The organism is Lysinibacillus sp. RC79 (genome assembly GCF_041262405.1).
Classification (GTDB): domain Bacteria; phylum Bacillota; class Bacilli; order Bacillales_A; family Planococcaceae; genus Lysinibacillus.
In genome coordinates, this window is the sequence record NZ_JBGCCD010000019.1 from 63,172 (window position 1) to 84,294 (window position 21,123).

The following is a 21,123-nucleotide window of genomic DNA, read 5'->3' on the forward strand; positions in this document are numbered from 1 at the left end:
ATTAGCGCTTTGTAATAATAGAGGAAATTTTAGTTCTAGATGAAAGATTAATAGAAGAATTAAAACTAATAAGGGGAGGGAGCAGTTTGCGTATTCCGAATAAACTAACAGTAGGTGATGAGATACGGGTTATCGCACCTAGTCGTAGCGCAGCAATTATAACAACAGAAGGCGCTGAACAAACAAAGAAAAGACTTGAAGAGTTAGGCTTTAATGTTTCCTTTGGTCGACATATTTTTGAAAGCGATCTTCAGCATTCATCTTCTATTGAGCATCGAGTTGCTGACATTCATGATGCCTTTCGTGATGAGAATGTAAAGGCTGTATTAACAGTCATTGGTGGTTATAACTGTAATGAGGTATTACCCTATTTGGATTACGACATGATAGCGAATAACCCAAAAATATTTTGTGGTTTCAGTGATATCACAGCTTTATCAACAGCTATTACAAAAAAATGTGGATTTATTACGTATTCGGGTCCTCATTTTTCTAGCTTTCGTATGGAACAAGCACAAGACTATCAACTATCCTATTTTCAAAAATGTTTGATGAACAATACACCATATACGATTAAAGCTTCAAGTATTTGGAGTGATGATACATGGTATTTAGATCAGCATAATCGTCATTTTGGAGCAGCTAGCTGGAAGGTGTATTCTGACGGAGAAGCAAGTGGACAATTATATGGAGGAAATTTATGTACGTTAAATCTACTTCAAGGGACACCGTATATGCCTGATTTATCAAATAGTATTTTATTTGTGGAGGATGATGAACTAGTAAATCCAGAAATATTTGCTCGAGACTTCACCTCATTATTACAATCTACTAGCAATATTAAAGGTATTGCAATAGGACGTTTTCAAAGAGCTTCTAAAATGACAGAGGAGCAGCTGCATTTTATTTTAGATAAGCATCCAACCTTGAAGAGAATACCTGTTATTTATGATGTTGATTTTGGACATACACAGCCAATCTTTACGTTTCCAATTGGTGGTGAAATCCAAATGAACACGAAAGACTTGATGATACATGTCACTAAATTTTAAGAAAGAAAGGAGTTAATAAAAATGTTAATAAGAGAGGCAATACGTGAAGATGCTGAACAGATCATAGCTGTCATAAAAAATGCGGAAGAGTCTAATTTAATGTTATTCGGGCCAGGTGAACGAAAGTTAGAGACTGAACAATTTACTAAATTTATCGAGAATATTCACAATAACAGCCATTCATCTTTATTTATAGCTGAAATAGAAAAGAAAGTAGTTGGTTATTTAATTGTTCAAGGTAATAATATGCCATCTAGAGTTTCACATCGAGCCTATATTGTCGTAGGCATCCATAGTGATTATAGAGGACGAAAAATTGGTACTGCATTATTTAGTCACCTAGACGATTGGGCGAAAGAAAAGGGCATGCATCGCTTGGAACTAACAGTAATGGCGAATAATACTGTAGGTGTTGCTTTATATAAAAAAATGGGATTTGAAATTGAGGGAACTAAGAGACATTCCTTATATGTTGATGGGGAATACATGGATGAATATTACATGTCAAAATTATTGTAACATTAAGATGAGCCTTACTGTATTTTCAGTAAGGCTCATTTTTTGTGCGCTTTGAAAACACCCTCTGAGCAGGGGGTTCCGGAAAGCTTTTAGCTATGGTAGTGGTTCTGATTAAAAATAATTATCGTCTGTAATAGCATACATTTTCACATTTTGATGAATTCCCTTAACAAACATACTTTTTCGTAAAATCCCCTCAAAAAGCATCCCTGATTTCTCCATTACTTTTTGAGATCCAATATTCTCTTCAAAGCATCGAGCTTGAATTCGCACTAATCCTAATTCCTTAAAGCCAAAATCGATTAGTTTTTTTGCCGCTTCAGTCGTTAACCCTTTATTCCAATAAGCTTCTGAAAGAACATAACCAATCTCCGCAAATTTATGTGTTTCGTTAATTGAAACGAAGTCAATGGTGCCAATCAATTTTTGCTCATATTCAATACCCCAAAACAAGTGTTGACCTTGTTGATAACCGGTTAAAATCAATGCAATAAAATCCTTTGTTTCATCTAAACTTTTATGTGCGTCCCATGTCACATATCGAGCTACATGTTCACTAGAAGCATAATGAAACATGGCTTCTACGTCATTCAGTGTAATTGGCCTTAATGTTAATCTTTCGGTTTTTAAAACAGGCACTGCTTGTTTTAAATCGCTCATAAAACTCCCCCTTCATTATGAAACCGTCTTAGTATTAATTATAGCAAGACTTGCCTTTTATGATAGGGCGTATTATTACAAAGTGAGTGGGGCGCGCTTATCATATATTTTCTATAAAAAATAAAGGGCTCTCAACAATGGAGAGCCCTTATTTTTTAAAAGTATTTATTAATCTTCTTCAATATCTTTTCGGTTTTTCTTTAACATTTTAGATAGCATTTCATAAACGATTGGTACAACTAATAATGTTAATAGTGTTGAAGATAGTAAACCACCGATTACGGTAATTGCTAAGTCTTTTGAAATTAGACCACTGCCACCATTACCAAGTGCCATTGGAATCATTGCACCGATTGTTGCTATGGCAGTCATTAGGATTGGACGTAAACGAGTTGCACCAGCCTCTAAAATGGCCTCGCGCATAGCAAGTCCGTTACGTTCCATATGGATAATGCGGTCTACTAATACGATGGCGTTTGTTACAACGATACCTATTAACATTAATAGTCCCATCATAACAGAAACAGAAATTGTTTGATTTGTGACGTACAAGCCGACAAATGCACCAATTACTGCGAATGGTAGTGAGAACAGGATAGCAAATGGTGCTAAACCTTCACCGAATGTTACTACTAGGATGAAGTAAACGATAGCAATTGCAGCTAACATTGCAATTCCAAGCTTCGTGAATGTTTCTTGCATATCTGCAGCAACACCTCCAACGCCAGTCGTTACACCTTTAGGTAAATCTAATTTATTGATTTTTTTATCAGCCGCTGAAGTTGCTTTTGACATATCGTCACCGATAATCGTACCAGAAACTTTTGCGAAATATTCACCTTTTGAGCGAGATAATTTGTTTAATGTAGTGCCTTCTTCTACTTTTACTAACTCGCCGATTGTCATTGTTGTGCCTAAAGCTGTTTGGATTTTAGTAGCTAATACATCATCAATAGATTTGGCCGCAGCTTTTTCTTCATGTTGTACAATAACATCAATATCTTCACCATCATACTGAACTTTAGTTAAAACTTCTGGTGATGTATTTTCATTTAAAGCCATTACAATTTGAGCAGTAGTTAATCCGTATTGTAGAACATTCTTTTGATCTACTTTTAGGACATGTTCAACAAATGGATCTTCATTATCAGACTTAATGTCTTCTAAACCATCAACTTCTTTTAAGGCACCTTCCACTTGTTTCACTGCTTTGCGAAGATTATCTAGATCTTCACTATATAATGTGTAACTTACTTCATTTGAAGACGCCGACATTGATGAGAAGTTTTGAGATTTCCATGCTCCTGATTGACCGATGTTAGTGACATAGTCTTCAACTTCATTACGTGCTTCAGGGAAGTCCTTCATATCTGGATCGAAGATGAGGTACATTAAGGCACCACCAGCACCGCCACCCATCATCATTGCCGAAGGATCAACATGTTTAGGGTCATTGATCGAAACTTGTAAAATATTAACGTCTTTGCGTTTCATTAATTCTTTTTCTACTTTTGCAACATTTGCTTCTGTATCTTTCATTAGCTCGCCTGTACCAGGAGTATACGTTAAGTACATAACCTTATCTTCTTGTGAGCCCATGAAACTGAAGCCAATAAGTGGTGTTAAAGCAAGAGAACCAACAAGCAATACAATCGCTATAACTGATGTAATGATTTTATGATTTAATGCTTTCAATAATACACCTTTATACCAAAGAGCTAGTTTACCAACTTCTTTATGTTGACTTTCTTTTTTCTCGCCGTATATTTTTTTACGGAATAGGAAGTGAGATAAAGCTGGAACTATTGTAATCGCCACTATTAATGAAGCACCTAGCGCAAATGACATTGTTAACGCAAACGGCATGAATAATTCACCAACCATACCGCCTACAAACATTAGTGGGGCGAATACGGCCACAGTTACTAATGTAGAAGAAAGGATTGGTTTGAACATTTCAATTGTCGCTTCACGAATAAGAGCACGACCTGTTAGTTTTTCTCCTTTTAAATGGATACGTCGATAAATATTTTCAACAACTACAATGGAGTCATCGATGACACGACCTATCGCCACGGTTATCGCACCGAGAGTCATAATGTTTAATGTGATATCCATCCAGTTTAATAATAGTAATGCCATGAATACTGAAACTGGGATAGAAATAATCGAAATAATTGTTGATTTGAAATCACGTAAAAATAGTAAAATAATTAATACGGCAATGGCACCACCGAATACTGCTTTTTCAATCATTGTGAAGACTGAATCTTCAATCGGTTTACCTTGGTCAAGTGAGATATCCACTTTTAAGCCGTCTAATGATTTTTCTTCGTCTTTCATTAAATCTTTCACTGCATTTACGACTTTTACCGTATTTGCATCTTGACTTTTAACGATTTGAATCGCAATCGCATCTTTGCCATTTGTACGTGATACAGATTGTACTTTACCTTCTACATCAATCGTTGCAATATCGCCTAAGCGCACGAATGGTGAAGGATTTGTAGCTGAAGGTGTGACTGGGATTAATAAGTCTTTTAACTCATCGATAGATTGTACTTTACCGTCTACTGAAACTGCTTCTTCACCAACAGTAAATTGATATAAACCAAGTGATAGTGACATATCACTTGCCTGAATCATTTGCTTGACAGAATCCTCTGTTAAGCCAAGAGCAGCCATTTTTGCTTTATCATATTTAAATGATACTTCATTAATGTGCTGACCATTGATAGTTGCTGAAGCAACGCCATCGATTTTTTCGATTTTAGGAAGTAGAATGTTTTCTACTGTTGACGTTAATCCAACAATATCTTCCTTAGAGCTACTAACCGATAAACCGACAACAGGCATCATATTCATGCTAATTGCCATAATTTGTGGCTTTTGAGCACCTTCAGGTAATTTTATACTATCTAAAGCGGACTCTAATTGGCGCTTTTTCGCATCCATATCAATTCCGTAATCATATTCAACTTGAACTTGTGCTACGTTTGAAGAGGATGATGAGTAAACTGCCTTTACATCTTCTAAGCTTTCTATTGACTTTTCAAATGGAATGGAAAGCTCATTCATGATCTGTTCAGGTGTTGCGCCAGGATAAACACCCATTACAATTAAATATGGTATAGAAATATCAGGAATGGATTCCATCTTCATTCTTGTACCTGAATAAATACCAGAGACAGTGATGATAATTGTTAATAACCACACTGCCAATTTGTTTTTCAATACGAAATTAACTAAACCTTTCACCTTCACACCTACCCTTTATTGACTAACTAGATTTCGTTATTTATACTAATGACTAATCGGTCATTTGTCAACGAAATACATTAGGAGAGAATTAAAAGTATGTTAAAAAAGCAACTTATTATGGAGAAAGCATTGGAGCTATTCTCAGAACAAGGCTTTGAAGCTACATCTGTACAACAAATTACAGAAAGATGTGGAATTTCAAAAGGTGCATTTTATTTATCTTTCAAAACAAAAGACGAGCTTCTAATTTCCATGGTAGAATATTATCTACAACAGTTTGTTACTGACGTTGACCAAGTAGTCAGAAGTTCGCTTAGTAAAGATATCATATTAGTTGAATTTTACAAAAGTATTTTTCAAGCATTTAAAAACCATGCTGCATCTGCCCGTGTGTTTTTTAATGAGAAAGTACTTCTTACAAAAAAAGAGTTGTTTCAGAAAATAATTGCCTATGATGTCGAGATGTCTAAGTCGATCATCTATATGCTGGAGCAGCTATATCAGGACGAACTCCACGAAACAAAATATGATGTCATGTATTGCATTAAAGGATTTATGAAAAGTTATTCAGAACTTTTTATTTTTTCTGATATACCACTCGATTTAGATCAATTGGCTAAATCTCTAGCTGAAAAGACGGAAATAATTGCACGGCATACGACAATTCCTTTTATAACCGAAGAGCTCGTTCAATTAACTGCAAAACCTTGTAATGAAGAACTTTCACAGGAATCTTTGCTAGGTTTAATCGACCAACATCTAGATGGCATAGAAGACACTATAGAACGCGAGTCTCTAGAATTATTAAAATACCAAGTTGAAAATCCAACCTATAGTAAACCGATTTTAAAAGGTTTAATTGAAAACATACGCTTAAAGCGAGATTATCGTTGGGTTGCTTATGTAATAGCTAAATACTTTAATATTTAGGTATAAGGATAGGATTGCTTACTCTAAAGGGTGAGTGATCCTATTTTATCTTCATTCAGCGAAATGTTTTCTGTGCGAAAGCGAAGCGTCAGCTACAATTACGCCAAGTCGAAATTGATTGAGATTGAAAAATGGTCGTACGAAAAATTGAAGTGTTAGCGGCAATTATGTAATAGTTTAGGTGATTAGAAGTGATGACAGTGCTTCTAATAGCACTATAATAGGAATATGTTCCATTCAAGTAGCCATTTCTTAAAACGGTATCTTACTATGTACTACTCTAATTCATTTCGAATCTTATTGTCGTTGAAATGATTTTAGAGTCGTCATTACTATATACGAAAAAAAAGCAAAGAGGTTTCAAAAAAATGTAAAAAAAACTACGCAATTTTGCGTAGTTTTTTTTAATGAGGTTAGACCTCCATAATAATCGGTAAAATCATAGGGCGACGTTTTGTTTTTTCAAATAAATATGGTCCTAATACGTCAGTGATTTCATTTTTTAGCTCAGTCCATTGAGGCGTTTTGCCTTGAATTGTCTCGTTCAGGTGACGATTTAACATTTTTTGCGCTTCATTAATCATCGTACCTGACTCACGCATGTAAACAAAGCCTCGTGAAATAATGTCTGGGCCGGAAACAATTCTTTGATTTTCCATATCCACACTGACAACAACGATCACTAAACCTTCTTCAGAAAGAATGCGTCGATCACGTAATACGATATTGCCGATATCTCCAATACCATTGCCGTCAATATAAACGTCTCCTGAAGGAATACGACCTGCTACATGTGCTTCGTTGGCACTTAATGCTAGCACGTCACCATTCTCCATAACGAATGTGTTTTTAAGTGGAACATCACAATCTTCTGCTAGATGAGTATGCATTTTCAACATACGGAATTCACCGTGAATCGGCATAAAGAATTTTGGCTTCATTAAGCGCAGCATCAATTTTTGTTCTTCCTGAGAACCGTGACCAGAAGTATGGATATTATTAAGTGCACCATGAATAACTTCTGCTCCAGCACGGAAAAGTAAGTTGATGATCTTGTTTACACTTACTGTATTTCCTGGTACTGGCGAAGAAGAGAAAATAACTGTGTCACCAGGCTGGATTTGGATTTGACGATGTGTACCATTGGCAATACGAGAAAGGGCCGCCATCGGTTCACCTTGAGAGCCTGTACATAATATCATTACTTCATTGGCAGGAAGACGATTAATGCTTTGGGCATCAATAAATGTATCCTTTGGCGCATTAATATAGCCTAGTTCACGACCAAGTGTAATGGCATTATCCATTGAACGTCCGAAGACAGCTATTTTTCTTCCGTATTTTATTGCAGCATCTGTTGCTTGTTGTAAACGGTAAATATTGGATGCGAAAGTTGCGAAAATAATACGGCTATCAACCTTACGAAAAATTTCATCGATACTTTTTCCAACTGTACGCTCTGACATTGTGAAGTTCGGCTTTTCTGCATTTGTACTATCTGAAAGTAAGCACAGTACTCCATCACGGCCGATTTCAGCCATTTTTGTTAAGTTGGCTGGCTCGCCTACAGGTGTAAAGTCAAATTTAAAGTCACCGGTATGCACGATGTTACCAGGTGGTGTTTTTACAACAACTCCGTAAGCGTCTGGAATACTATGTGTTGTTCTAAAGAAGCTAACAGATGTTTTTCTGAACTTAATAACATCATCTTCTTTAATTTCGATAAGCTTTGTAGTACGTAGCAAGCCATGCTCGTCTAACTTATTGCGTAATAAGCCAAGTGCAAGCTTACCACCGTAGACAGGAACATTTATTTGACGTAATAAGTAGGGAATACCACCAATATGGTCTTCATGACCATGTGTAACAAATAATCCTTTAATTTTGTCGACGTTGCGTACTAAATACGTATAATCCGGAATTACATAGTCAATGCCGAGTAAGTCGTCTTCTGGGAATTTAATACCTGCATCAATTAAAATAATTTCATCTTGAAATTGAACGCCGTAAGTGTTTTTGCCGATTTCGCCCAGTCCGCCGAGCGCGAAAACAGCTGCTTGGTCATTTTTAACAAACTTCATGTTTGTTAAATTTCCTCCAAGATGAAGTTCGGACTTGCTTGTTCGTAGACTAAATAGTTACCTTCAAGCAGTTGAACGAACTCGATGTTGTAGTTTCGGTCTTGTAGCTTTTGACGTACTTCGCGTTCTGAAGCAGCTTCAAGGTATAGACTTTTAGTATTTTCGCGAACTGGAATTTCATTTGCATTTTCTTGATAATAAACTTTGTAAATCATAGTTTGCTCTCCTTTTATTGCGTACAATTTTATTGCACCTTTGACTAAACCACGCACGTACTACAAGAAAAAACAGCAAATTTCTAGATACTAAGGACGAAATTAGGCGTTTGAAGTTCTTGTATCTCAATGCTACAATCCAGACGTAATTACAACAAGGTGTAATTGAATAAAGCAATGAGACAGTAGTTGCACATAGCCAAATAAATGCATTTCCTTTATATTATCACGCAGTTACTCTAAAATAAAGAAAAGCCCTTCAAATAATGAAGGGCAAATGTTAGGCAATTGATTTTTTTCCGAGTATGCCGCGAAGTTGCTTCAACAATTTCCGTTTGAGTTTCTTCAGCATGGCACATCACTCCTTAGGATCATTATAATAAAAAATATTACCTCTGTAAAGTTATTAACCTTTGCAGCATATTACATAATGAAGGGGACTATAAGATGAAGAAAATATTATTTTTTGATGTAGATGGTACACTTTATAATAGTGAGAAAATATTACCCGCTTCTGCGAAAGAAGCGCTTTTTGAAGCTCGTCGTAATGGATACGAGCTAGCGATTGCAACTGGACGTGGACCTTTCATGATTCAATCCTTACTAGAAGAGTTAGATATTAATACGTATGTGACATTTAACGGACAATATGTTGTTTATCGTGGTGAAGTTGTCTATACAAATGGTGTTGAGAAAGACGAGCTAGCCAAAATCATTGCCTTTGGTGAAGCGCGAAATGAACCTGTAGTATTTTTAGACGACAAACGAATGATTGCATCTATAGGAAATAACGATATGGTAGTAGAAAGCTTAAATACATTAAAATACCAGTATCCAACTATAGACTCAACTTATTATATGCAGAACGATGTCTATCAAACACTTATTTTTATGGAAGAAAAAGATGAACATTTATATCATGAAGCATTTCCAAACGTGCAGTTTGTACGCTGGCATCGCTATTCTTGTGATATTTTACCAAATGGAGGCTCTAAGGCTCTTGGTATTGAAAAGATCCTTAAGAAAATGGGGCTGACATTAAATGATGCCATTGCTTTTGGGGATGGTATCAACGATATTGAAATGCTGCAGGCTGTTGGGACTGGCGTAGCGATGGGGAATGGGCATGAGAGAGTAAAGGCTGTTGCTACCCATATTGCCGAGCATGTAGATGAGGACGGTCTTGCTAAAATCATGCGTCAATTAAATATTATCTAATGAAGCAAAAAAAGCAACTAGCTGTAAGAATTGATTACAACTAGTTGCTTTTGTATTTGAATCAATTTCATAAATCATATGTTCCAAGAGCTTAGACTGCTCCTTTGAAGAAAACTTACGTTTTTAAAAATTATGCTGCTTGAGTTTGTACTTGTAATAAAGCATTTAGACGATCCACTGCCAACTTGCAGGCATTATTAATAAACGTCACCAGGTTGAAATGAAGTTTGGCTTTTCTTCCTGTTCTATGACGGATGTTGTTTAACTGAAAATATTGTTTTAAATAAGCATTCACACGTTCTACAGCGGTACGTTCCTTATAAAGTTGTTTCCAAAGTTCAGAGCCACGTGCTGGATATGTGAATTTCCGTAAATCCGTGTCACATTTGATTTTGAAACCCTTCTGACAGAGGGAATCATCACGTAACGGACAGGTTGCACATTCCTTTGGTCTTGTGAATTTTAGTGTGCGGTACTTTTCATCGAAGCTGTCGTAACGGTAGCTATGTTCACGTACACATGTCGGTCTGAAATTCTCATCAAATCCAAGATATTCACCTTCATTACGGACATTATAGGGAATGACTGCACGCATTTGATACTTATGTAGTTGACGGTAAATTGGTTCATAATCATACCCTGCATCGAATATAGCGGTCGTGAAATGTTCAGGAAATTGGTTCTCTACTTTCTTTAAAAGAGGAATCGCGGCTTTACTATCTGACAAATTGGCAGATGTCATGAGGCGTCCAACGATATATTGCCCTTTTGTTGTCACGGCGAGATGACCTTTAAAGCCAAACCAAAACGTATTTTTGCCGTCACTGTTCTTTTTGATGCCCCAATTCGGTTCGATGGGCGCATCTTGCCACAGTGTCTCCAGTGGTGTATCGAGTTGATGCCTGATTTCTTTTTCATAAGTCGACTGATTGGCTTCGATTTCCGCTTGTTTCGTAAGCCAATCCTCGCGTTCTTCTTTTGATTTCCGTCCCCGTTTTTTGGGAGGTGTAGGTTCTTTTTTCTCAGAAGGTTTCGCTGCATCGCGTGATTCGAAATGCGTGGCATCGATCGCGAGGTGCTCATCACAAAGAAACCCTTCTATAAAGGCTGTTTCAATCAATGTATCTTGCATGTAATCGAGGACATCTGATTGACTAATGACGTCGATCATACGCGAATAAGACGCTTCAGAAGGCACAACATCCGAAACAAGAAAACCACAATCTAAGCGGAATAAAGGGTCATTGACCAAACGTTTGATTAAATCCTTGATCGTTGGAATACGCTCGACAATGCGAATAATCAGTGATTGGATCATCGCACCATAGTTTAGTTCACGTGGGGCACCGCGCAATGTCCTTTTTAAAAATAACTGAAAAATAGGTTGTACGTCGAAAGTGGCAAAAATCGCATCAAAACGACGGGAACTTTCCATTTCCAATAATTCTTGGATGTCAAATAGGCTCATTTGTTTTACAATAGTCATAGGGCATTCACCTCATTCAGTATGTTAGTTTCGTCGCTATCATTATACCGAATTTGGGGAGGTGCCCGTTTTTTATTGTTTCAGAACCCCTGATGCTAAAGGGATTAGAATTATGAAATTAACTCATTTAGTAAATTATTCAGTGTCTTCGATGTTTGTTTTTACTATTTTCAGCTGTACACCTTTATCCGTGAAATGATTGATCGTGTCTTTAGGGAGTGCGTAATCTGTGATAATCATATTTACCCCATTTACTGGACAAACTTGAATAGCGACATCTTTGTTAAATTTTGAAGAGTCTGCCGCTACATATACAGTTTGAGAAATATTTATTTGTTTCCGGGTAATAACCTCTTCTAAATTGAAATCTGAAATTCCTTTTTCAATCGATATCCCACTAGCGCAAATAAAAGCTTTATTAATATGAAGGTGATCGAAGCGGAAGAGGAAATCATTAGACGTTACAGATTTTTCGGAATGACGAACTTTACCGCTGATAATTATCACTTCACGAATATTTAAAGAAACAGGTGCACATTATACGATTCAAACGATGAAAGAGCTGCCTGCACTGCTGGAAAAAATTAATGAACGTTTAGAACGAGGATTAGTAATGCCATAAACATAATGGGGAAGTTAAAGTGACAAATAGAATTCCACAACGAGGCCGAAAAGAAAGCAAACCCCGCAGTTTACAATAACTGCAGGGGTTTGCTTTCTTTCTGTGTTCCTAATCGCGCTCATATGGTATAGAATCTGGAATTTCCGTAAATGGACTTTTTTCATTGATGCGATCGTAAAACATAATGCCGTTAAGGTGATCTAATTCGTGTTGGAAGGCTATAGCTGGCATGCCTTTAAGTCGCATTTTTTTCTCTTCACCGTCAATTGTTTTAAATTTAACTGTGACGCGAGCATGACGTGGTACATAGCCTGGAACATTGCGATCTACAGAAAGGCAGCCCTCACCCGCTGCAAGGTATGTGTTTTCTACAGAGTGGCTAACGATTTTTGGGTTGATTGCTACAAAACTTAATTGTTCGCCATTGCCATCTGTTAAATGAAGGGCAAACATTCGATGTAGGCTATTTACTTGATTGGCAGCTAATCCAATGCCGCTACGTAAATTATATTTATCTGCAATTTCAGGATCTTGGCTGTTTATTAAGTATTGAAGCATGTCTTCTGCAAGCTGTCTTACTTCATCAGTTAAAGGGAATTTGACCTCCTCAGCTTTTGTGCGTAAAGTCGGATGACCTTCGCGAATAATATCATCCATTAAAATCATATGTGAATCTTCCTTTCAACTTTGTAGTGCCTTACTTATAAGTATACATCACGAATTAAAACAATCACATGAAAAAAGACCTTATTTGAATATACTTAAAAAATTTTTTGATAGCTATTAGATTGTTTGAAACTGGGGCATTCTACTATTGGTAATCATGTAGGTAATCCTAATAATTATGTACTTTAAATATGTTGTTATAATACAGTTGTTGTTGATTGGTGGTACAGTATAAAACAGAGTTGTTAAGATCGTTATTTTAGAAAAAATCTTTGTTTGTACGCGTAATATATGATTGACCGACAGTATTTTATTCAGTATACTGAGTGCAAAGAATAAGTTGTACTAGTTGAAACGGTGATTTATTTTAATACAGTTGAAAGGGAGATGTGACAAATGAGCAAGAAAAACAATAATATTTTTGATGCTAAACAAACGCTAACTGAAATCGAAGATAAGTTTGAAATGTTTCAGATTTTGAATGAAGAAGGCGAAATTATAAATGAAGAGGCAGACCCAAAACTATCTAATGAGGAACTAGTTGAGTTAATGACGCGTATGGTTTATACACGTATTTTAGACCAACGTTCTATCTCTCTTAACCGTCAAGGTCGCTTAGGCTTCTATGCACCAACGGCTGGGCAAGAAGCTTCACAACTTGCGTCACACTTTGCATTAGAAAAAGAAGATTGGATTTTACCAGGTTACCGTGATGTACCACAAATCGTATGGCATGGTTTACCTTTAGATAAAGCGTTCTTATTCTCACGCGGTCATTTTGCGGGGAACCAAGTTCCTGAGGGCGTAAACGTATTAGCACCTCAAATCATTATCGGTGCACAATATATTCAAGCTGCGGGTGTGGCTCTTGGCATTCAAAAGCGTGGTAAAAAGGCTGTGGCAGTAACTTATACAGGTGATGGTGGTTCGTCACAAGGGGATTTCTATGAAGGCATTAACTTTGCAGGTGCATTTAAATCACCAGCAATCTTCATTGTACAAAATAACCAATATGCAATTTCAACACCTCGTGAATTACAAACAGCTGCAAAAACAATTGCTCAAAAAGGTGTAGCAGCAGGCTTACCAAGTATTTTAGTAGATGGAATGGATGCGCTAGCAGTTTACGTAGCAACACGTGATGCACGTGAGCGTGCAGTTAATGGCGAAGGTCCAACTTTAATTGAAACAATGTGTTATCGCTATGGTCCTCATACAATGGCAGGGGATGACCCAACGCGTTACCGTACATCGGATACAGATAATGAATGGGCACAAAAAGACCCTCTTGTACGCTTCCGTAAATATCTAGAGGCGAAAGGTCTGTGGGATGAGCAAAAAGAAGAGGCTGTTATTGAGCGTGCAAAAGAAGAAATTAAAGAAGCGATCAAAAAAGCCGATGCTGCTCCAAAACAAAAAGTAACACAGTTAATGGAAAACATGTATAAAGGCGAAATGCCATCTAATTTAAAAGAACAGTATGAAATCTACAAAGAGAAGGAGTCGAAATAACCTATGGCACAAATGACAATGATTCAAGCAATTACAGATGCACTTCGCACAGAATTAAAGAATGATGAAAACGTTCTTGTATTCGGGGAAGATGTAGGTGTCAACGGTGGGGTATTCCGCGCAACTGAAGGCCTACAAAAAGAATTTGGTGTTGACCGCGTATTCGATACACCATTAGCAGAATCAGGTATTGGTGGCTTAGCAATCGGACTTTCTCTACAAGGTTTCCGTCCAGTTCCTGAAATACAGTTCTTCGGTTTTGTTTATGAAGTAATGGATTCAATTAGTGGTCAATTAGCACGTCTGAGCTATCGTAGCGGTGGCGTCTATAATGCACCAGTAACAATCCGTTCTCCGTTTGGTGGTGGCGTGCATACACCTGAAATGCACTCTGATAGCTTAGAGAGCTTAATGACAGCACAGCCAGGTTTAACGGTTGTTGTTCCATCAACACCGTACGATGCTAAAGGCTTACTGATTTCATCTATTCGAAATGATAACCCAGTAATTTTCTTAGAGCATTTAAAATTATATCGTTCATTCCGTGAAGAGGTACCTGAGGAAGCATACGAAATTCCACTAGGTAAAGCGGATGTAAAACGTGAAGGTAAAGATCTAACAATTATTGCCTATGGTTTAATGGTTCACGAAAGCTTAAAGGCTGCAGAAGAACTAGAAAAAGAAGGCCACTCTGTAGAAGTTATTGATTTACGTACAATCCAACCAATTGATATTGAAACAATTATTGCGTCAGTTGAAAAAACAGGTCGTGCAATCGTTGTACAAGAGGCACAAAAACAAGCAGGTATTGCTGCAAATGTTGTTGCTGAAATTACAGAACGCGCGATTTTAAGCTTAGAAGCACCTGTACTTCGTGTGGCTGCACCAGATACTGTGTACCCATTCCCACAAGCTGAAGGTGTTTGGTTACCAAACTATAAAGATGTAATGGAAACAGCGAAAAAAGTTTTAACATTCTAATGTAGCTTCTAAACGACGGTAATATAGAAAGGATGGGTACACATGGCATTTGAATTTAGATTACCAGACATAGGCGAGGGTATTCACGAAGGGGAAATCGTGAAATGGTTCGTTAAAGCTGGAGATACAGTAAAAGAAGATGATATTCTTTGTGAAGTACAAAATGACAAAGCAGTAGTAGAAATCCCTTCTCCGGTTGAAGGGAAAGTAGAGGAAGTTTTAGTAGGAGAAGGCACAGTAGCTGTTGTTGGTGATGTCTTAATCCGCTTTGATGCACCTGGCTATGAAGATTTAAAGCTAAAAGGTGATGACCATGCTGAAGCGAAAACAGAGGCTCAAGTTCAAGCGACAGCTGAGTACGGTAAGGAAGTAGTAAAGGCACCCGTTGAAGCTGAGCAGGCTCCAGAGAAAACTCCTGAAAAGATTGAAGCTGTTGTAGTAGCAGAAGATAATAAGCGTATCATTGCAATGCCTTCCGTACGTAAATTTGCACGAGACAATGATGTGAATATTCGTGAAGTTAAAGGTACAGGCAAAAATGGTCGTATTTTAAAACAAGATATTGAGAATTTCCTAAAAGGTGGAGGCGCTGTGGAAGCTGAAGTAGCACCAGTGGCTAATGAAGAAGCTATTCAGCAAGAAACAACTACACAAGCAGCACCAGTAGTCCTTGAAGGTGAATTCCCAGAAACACGTGAGAAAATGTCGGGCATTCGAAAAGCAATTGCAAAAGCGATGGTTCACTCGAAACAAACGGCTCCACATGTTACACTAATGGATGAAGTCGATGTAACAGCTCTAGTAGCACATCGCAAAAAATTCAAAGATATCGCTGCTGAAAAAGGTGTTAAATTAACGTACTTACCATACGTAGTTAAAGCGCTTGTTTCAACTTTACGCGAATTCCCGGAATTTAACCGCTCATTAGATGATGCAACACAAGAGATTATTCAGAAGCATTATTATAATATTGGTATTGCAGCAGATACAGAAAAAGGCTTACTAGTACCAGTTATTAAGCACGCGGATCGTAAATCTGTTTTTGCAGTATCAAATGAAATTAATGAATTAGCGACTAAAGCACGTGAAGGCAAGCTTGCACCACATGAAATGAAGGGCGCTTCGATGTCGATTACGAATATCGGCTCTGCAGGAGGACAATGGTTTACTCCGGTAATTAATCATCCTGAAGTAGCGATTTTAGGTATTGGTCGAATTTCAGAAAAACCTGTAATAAAAAATGGTGAAATTGTAGCCGCACCTGTGTTAGCATTATCATTGAGCTTTGATCATCGTATGATTGATGGAGCCACTGCGCAAAATGCTTTAAATCACTTAAAGCGTTTGTTAAGTGAACCAGAATTATTATTAATGGAGGCGTAACAAAAATGGTAGTAGGAGATTTTCCAATCGAAACAGATACTCTTGTCATTGGTTCAGGTCCTGGAGGATATGTAGCAGCAATTCGTGCAGCTCAAACTGGCCAAAAAGTAACAATCGTTGAAAAAAATGTACTTGGTGGTGTGTGCTTAAACGTAGGTTGTATCCCATCAAAAGCATTAATTTCAGTAGGTCACCGTTTTGAGCATGCTAAACATTCAGATGACATGGGTATCATCGCTTCTGATGTGAAATTAGACTTCTCAAAAGCACAAGCATTTAAAGACAGCGTTGTTAAAAAATTAACTGGCGGTGTTGAAGGCTTACTTAAAGGTAATAAAGTTGAAATTGTACAAGGTGAAGCTTATTTCGTTGACGCTAATTCAGTGCGTATCATCAATGGTGAATCTGCTCAAACTTACACATTTAACAATGTAATTATCGCTACGGGTTCTCGCCCAGTTGAAATTCCAACATTCAAATTCTCTGATCGCGTACTAAATTCTACTGGCGCACTTTCTTTACAAGAAGTACCAGGTAAATTAGTCGTTATCGGTGGAGGCTATATTGGTACAGAGTTAGGCTCAGCTTATGCTAATCTAGGCTCACAAGTAACAATTATCGAAGGCGGAAAAGATATCTTAGCTGGTTTCGAAAAACAAATGACACAAATCGTGAAAAAAGGCCTTAAAAAGAAAGGCGTTGAAATGGAAGTAAACGCATCTGCAAAAGGCGTTGAAGAAACAGAAAACGGCGTAGTAGTAACATATGAAGTTGGCGGAGAAGAGAAAAAAGTTGAAGCTGACTATGTATTAGTAACTGTAGGTCGTCGTCCAAATACAGATGAAATGGGCCTTGCTGAAATCGGTATTGAATTCGGTGAACGTGGTCTTATCAATGTTGACAAACAATGTCGTACAAATATTCCAAACATCTATGCAATTGGTGATATTGTAGCAGGTCCTCAGCTTGCTCATAAAGCATCTTACGAAGGTAAAGTTGCTGCTGAAGCAATCGCGGGTGAAAAATCAATCGTTGATTATTTAGCTATCCCTGCTGTATGCTTCACAGATCCAGAAATGGCAACAGTTGGTTATAACGAAGATGAAGCGAAAGCTGAAGGCATTGAATACACTGCAGCGAAATTCCCATTCGCAGCAAATGGTCGTGCACTTGCATTAAACCAAACAGAAGGTTTCGTGAAGCTTGTTGCTCGTAAAGAAGATGGCTTATTAATCGGTGCTCAAATCGTAGGTGCTGGTGCATCAGATATGATCGCTGAAATGGGCTTAGCAATTGAAGGCGGCATGACTGCTGAGGATATTGCTTTAACAATTCATGCTCACCCAACATTAGGGGAAATTACAATGGAAGCTGCTGAAGTATTACTTGGCAACCCAATCCATATTGTAGCTAAAAAATAATAAAGTTTATGAAAACGGCTATAAAGCATTTGCTTTGTAGCCGTTTTTTTTTATTGAATAATTATTGTTTCAATGAAATTAAGGTGTCATATTATTTCGGCACAACGAGAGGTTGATTTCCGTTCCGGCTGGGCGCTTTGTTGCTGACGCTTCGCTTTCGAACAGAGAAAGCTTCCTAGGGGCGTCCGATGAGCCGCTTCGCTTCGCTGCAGGGTCTCATCTGTGACGCTAATCCCCAAGGAGTCGCCCAGCCTCCACTCCAATCAACGTATCACTATGACATACCAACTTTTTAGTTTTATCGCCCAACTTTCACGTTTTATCACTCAACTTTTAAATTTTATCGACTAACTTTCACTTTTTATCACCCAACTTCTGAATTTTATCGACATCCACCGTCCAAAGAACAAAAAAGGATTCATACACAAAACTGTGTGCGAAACCTTTTACTTTATTATGTCGCCCAGTCGGAACGTAAATCAACTAAATCACATAGCATGAATTCTCTGACATGTCGCTTTAATTTTAGTGATAGAACGCAACTTTAAAGACAGGCGAGACCCTACACAGAAACGAATGTTTTCTGTGCGAAAGCAGAGCGACAGCAATAACGAAGCGAAGGAAGTGGTTGGACGCTCGCCCGCAGAAAAGGAAGGTAGTAGAATGGAACGGAAATCTCCCTCCTTTAAAGAGCCACAACATTCACTGTAATTTTCTTTGGCAATTTTGTTTTTCAACACTATAAAGTATTTGCTTTGTAGCCGTTTTTTTGTATATTACTTGTAATTTTGATAAAGTGATTATATCGAATGAATATTCGAAAAATATAGTTCGGTTGGGAATCTATTAAACGCTGGATAGACTTAGTGAAGGTGTCAGATAGATCTTGTGAAGTGCCGAATAGATCTCTGACATTGACTGCTAGATGTCCGAAAATGATAACGATGTTTATGAAAAAGAGAAGTTGAACAAAAAACTGGGGTGATAACAATGGAACTAGGCTTAAAGGGGAAAGTAGCAGTTATTACAGGTTCAAGTAAGGGAATTGGTTATTATACAGCGATGCAGCTTGTGAAAGAGGGGGCAAAGGTTGTACTTTGTGCTCGTGGTGAAAAGCAGCTCCAAGTGGCTGCTGGCTGTATTAAAAACGAAACAGGCGAGGACGTTTTAATTGTACCGACTGATATTACAAAGGAAAAGGATTGTAAGTATTTAATTGAACGAGCAGTAGAGCATTTTGGTCGCCTTGATATTGTTATTAACAATGCAGGTACAGCTTCAGCTAATCCATTTGAATCGGTTAGCAGTGAGCTATGGCAGTCTGATTTAGATTTAAAAGTGTTTGGTGCTGTTAATTGCTCAAAATATGCTGTACCTCATTTACGTAAGGTTGGTGGCGGTGCAATTGTAAATGTGACCGCGGTAATGGCTAAAACGCCACCAGCAAGCTCACTTCCTACTACTGTAAGTCGTGCGGCAGGGCTTGCGTTAACAAAAGCTATGAGCAAAGACTTAGGTAAAGATAATATTCGTGTGAATTCTGTTTGTATTGGGCTTATTCGCAGTGATCAAATAGAGAAGAAGTGGAAAGAAGAAGCGCCGGAGCTATCGTGGGAAAATTATTCCCGCAAGGTAGGTCAAGCGATCCCGCTAGGTCGCGTAGGGGATACTCAAGAAGCAGCAAATGTCATTACTTTTTTAGTATCAGATGCAGCTAGTTATGTGACAGGAACTTCTGTAAACATTGATGGCGGTTCAGGACATGCATTATAGAGTAATAGAAAAGAATATTTAGCGGTGTCTAAAAAATGAATGTAGATCAGTTTTTAGACAACCTCTTTAGCTTATGTATAGAAAAAGGGTAGCTCAAGTGTTATGGAGTTATCCTTTTTTTCTATTGTTTTCCTAAAATTATAATAGACAGAAAATTCCTGCAGATGTAGAATAAACGTATTAGGGGGTGAAATGTGGCGAAATGTTGAACGAAAATTTTGCTTTGATGTTAAAGAGGGTTGTTCGTATTATTGTTCAGATTGGGATACTCTATATTTTTTATTACATGGGTGTCGGTATTGTGGCTTTACTACATGTACCTCTTCCTGGAAGTGTAATTGGATTACTATTATTAGCACTAGCACTCAATTTTAAAATAATTAAAGTTGAATACATTCAAGATGGAGCAGGCTTTTTAATTGGCGTATTAACCTTGTTTTTCATTCCTGCAACAGTAGGAGTGATTGACTACCCTGAACTTTTTTCAACAACTGGCCTATTGATTATGCTAGCCGTTATAGCAAGCACGCTAATCTCTATTTATGTGACAGGATTACTTAGTCAAATGGTTGAAAAAAAAGAGCTGGCTAAAAAAGAAGCAGAAGCCATTGTAGAAGAAGGGGAGGGGGAATTAACTGTTGATTGAAATTATTGTTGTCGTTGGCACCGTTGTCTTGTTCGTGTTATTTACAAAGCTTTATCAACGTTACCCGCATCCTTTAATGATTCCACTGGTGACGACAACTATCGTCAGTGCAGTCATATTATTAGTTTTCAATATTCCATATTCTACTTATATGGAGGGAGGAAAATGGCTTCAAAAAATGCTAGGTCCAGCAGTTGTAGCCCTTGCGTATCCTCTATATAATCAGCGTGAGATCATTATGAAATATAAGTATGCTATTTTGTCAGGTATTTTTATCGCTATGATTACGGGCTTAGCGACAATATTTGTTATGCTGAAATGGATTGGCGTCAATAAAAGCTGGCTGCTGACGGCCTTGCCTAAATCATTAACGACACCTGTAGGTATGCAGGTGAGTGAGACAATTGGTGGCATTCCACCATTAACAGCTGTACTCGTAATGCTAGCAGGGTTTGTAGGCGCTATTATTGGACCGTTAGTCATTAAATACGGCAAAATTGATTCAGCCGTTAGTAGAGGTGTTGCAGTAGGTAGTGCTTCACATGGCGTTGGACTTGTTAAATTAAGAGAATACGGAGAACAAGAATTATCAGTAGGCTCACTATCTATGGCCTTAACTGCAATTATAGGCGCATTTTTATGTCCACTATTTGTTTATTTATTTTTGTAAAAAAAAGCTATATACAGAAATCTGTAT

General features: G+C 37.6%; 18 protein-coding genes. 11 read left to right on the forward strand and 7 right to left on the reverse strand.

Annotation, left to right across the window (positions count from 1 at the left end; genetic code table 11):
• The first annotated feature begins 86 nt into the window (after positions 1–86).
• Positions 87–1,052 (forward strand): S66 family peptidase, encoded by a 966-nt coding sequence (locus tag ABH968_RS17420; RefSeq protein WP_370045943.1) that lies wholly within the window; start codon positions 87–89, stop codon positions 1,050–1,052.
• Between the two features lie 21 nt (positions 1,053–1,073).
• The gene (locus tag ABH968_RS17425; protein WP_370045945.1) at positions 1,074–1,571 is read left to right on the forward strand and encodes a GNAT family N-acetyltransferase; all 498 of its coding nucleotides are present in this window, start codon (positions 1,074–1,076) and stop codon (positions 1,569–1,571) included.
• A gap of 111 nt (positions 1,572–1,682) precedes the next feature.
• Here ABH968_RS17425 and ABH968_RS17430 read toward each other — a convergent pair whose 3' ends face one another.
• Positions 1,683–2,231: a GNAT family N-acetyltransferase gene (locus ABH968_RS17430; RefSeq protein ID WP_370045947.1), complete on the reverse strand. Its 549-nt coding sequence runs from the start codon at positions 2,229–2,231 to the stop codon at positions 1,683–1,685.
• A 168-nt stretch (positions 2,232–2,399) separates the two neighbouring features.
• Entirely contained in the window at positions 2,400–5,489 is a 3,090-nt protein-coding gene (locus ABH968_RS17435) for an efflux RND transporter permease subunit (protein ID WP_370045949.1), read from the reverse strand.
• A gap of 99 nt (positions 5,490–5,588) precedes the next feature.
• On the opposite strand from ABH968_RS17435, the gene ABH968_RS17440 reads away from it, so the two are divergent.
• Positions 5,589–6,422 carry a TetR/AcrR family transcriptional regulator gene (locus ABH968_RS17440; RefSeq protein ID WP_370045951.1) on the forward strand — a complete coding sequence of 278 codons (834 nt, stop codon included), beginning with the start codon at positions 5,589–5,591 and terminating at the stop codon, positions 6,420–6,422.
• A gap of 413 nt (positions 6,423–6,835) precedes the next feature.
• On the opposite strand, the gene rnjA is transcribed toward ABH968_RS17440, so the two are convergent.
• Together rnjA and ABH968_RS17450 are read right to left on the reverse strand one after the other, a co-directional pair.
• The gene (gene rnjA, locus ABH968_RS17445; protein WP_370045953.1) at positions 6,836–8,503 is read right to left on the reverse strand and encodes a ribonuclease J1; all 1,668 of its coding nucleotides are present in this window, start codon (positions 8,501–8,503) and stop codon (positions 6,836–6,838) included.
• Positions 8,504–8,508: 5 nt separating this feature from the next.
• On the reverse strand, positions 8,509–8,718 hold the full coding sequence (locus ABH968_RS17450; RefSeq protein WP_370045955.1) for a DNA-dependent RNA polymerase subunit epsilon: 210 nt from the start codon (positions 8,716–8,718) through the stop codon (positions 8,509–8,511).
• A gap of 447 nt (positions 8,719–9,165) precedes the next feature.
• Between ABH968_RS17450 and ABH968_RS17455 the strand changes: the two genes are divergently transcribed.
• Entirely contained in the window at positions 9,166–9,936 is a 771-nt protein-coding gene (locus tag ABH968_RS17455; RefSeq protein WP_370045957.1) for a Cof-type HAD-IIB family hydrolase, read from the forward strand.
• Positions 9,937–10,066: 130 nt separating this feature from the next.
• On the opposite strand, the gene ABH968_RS17460 is transcribed toward ABH968_RS17455, so the two are convergent.
• From ABH968_RS17460 to def, 3 genes are all read right to left on the reverse strand, one after another.
• Positions 10,067–11,422: a transposase gene (locus tag ABH968_RS17460; RefSeq protein ID WP_370045959.1), complete on the reverse strand. Its 1,356-nt coding sequence runs from the start codon at positions 11,420–11,422 to the stop codon at positions 10,067–10,069.
• Positions 11,423–11,557: 135 nt separating this feature from the next.
• Complete coding sequence (locus ABH968_RS17465; protein WP_370045960.1) at positions 11,558–11,929, reverse strand: DeoR/GlpR family DNA-binding transcription regulator; 372 nt, start codon at positions 11,927–11,929, stop codon at positions 11,558–11,560.
• Positions 11,930–12,152: 223 nt separating this feature from the next.
• Complete coding sequence (def, locus tag ABH968_RS17470; protein ID WP_370045962.1) at positions 12,153–12,710, reverse strand: peptide deformylase; 558 nt, start codon at positions 12,708–12,710, stop codon at positions 12,153–12,155.
• Positions 12,711–13,106: 396 nt separating this feature from the next.
• Between def and pdhA the strand changes: the two genes are divergently transcribed.
• The 7 genes from pdhA (at position 13,107) to ABH968_RS17505 (ending at position 21,096) form a co-directional block, all read left to right on the forward strand.
• Positions 13,107–14,222, forward strand: a complete 1,116-nt coding sequence (gene pdhA, locus ABH968_RS17475; RefSeq protein WP_370045964.1) for a pyruvate dehydrogenase (acetyl-transferring) E1 component subunit alpha — start codon at positions 13,107–13,109, stop codon at positions 14,220–14,222.
• A 3-nt stretch (positions 14,223–14,225) separates the two neighbouring features.
• Positions 14,226–15,203: an alpha-ketoacid dehydrogenase subunit beta gene (locus ABH968_RS17480; RefSeq protein WP_370045965.1), complete on the forward strand. Its 978-nt coding sequence runs from the start codon at positions 14,226–14,228 to the stop codon at positions 15,201–15,203.
• Between the two features lie 42 nt (positions 15,204–15,245).
• A complete protein-coding gene (locus ABH968_RS17485; protein WP_370045967.1) occupies positions 15,246–16,586 on the forward strand; it encodes a dihydrolipoamide acetyltransferase family protein in 1,341 nt (446 codons plus the stop codon).
• Positions 16,587–16,591: 5 nt separating this feature from the next.
• Positions 16,592–18,007, forward strand: a complete 1,416-nt coding sequence (lpdA, locus tag ABH968_RS17490; RefSeq protein ID WP_370045968.1) for a dihydrolipoyl dehydrogenase — start codon at positions 16,592–16,594, stop codon at positions 18,005–18,007.
• Positions 18,008–18,997: 990 nt separating this feature from the next.
• Complete coding sequence (locus ABH968_RS17495) at positions 18,998–19,780, forward strand: SDR family NAD(P)-dependent oxidoreductase (RefSeq protein WP_370045970.1); 783 nt, start codon at positions 18,998–19,000, stop codon at positions 19,778–19,780.
• A gap of 202 nt (positions 19,781–19,982) precedes the next feature.
• On the forward strand, positions 19,983–20,426 hold the full coding sequence (locus ABH968_RS17500; RefSeq protein ID WP_370045972.1) for a CidA/LrgA family protein: 444 nt from the start codon (positions 19,983–19,985) through the stop codon (positions 20,424–20,426).
• Positions 20,419–21,096 (forward strand): LrgB family protein, encoded by a 678-nt coding sequence (locus ABH968_RS17505; RefSeq protein WP_370045974.1) that lies wholly within the window; start codon positions 20,419–20,421, stop codon positions 21,094–21,096. Before ABH968_RS17500 ends, ABH968_RS17505 begins: the two co-directional genes overlap by 8 nt.
• The last annotated feature ends 27 nt before the right edge of the window (positions 21,097–21,123 follow it).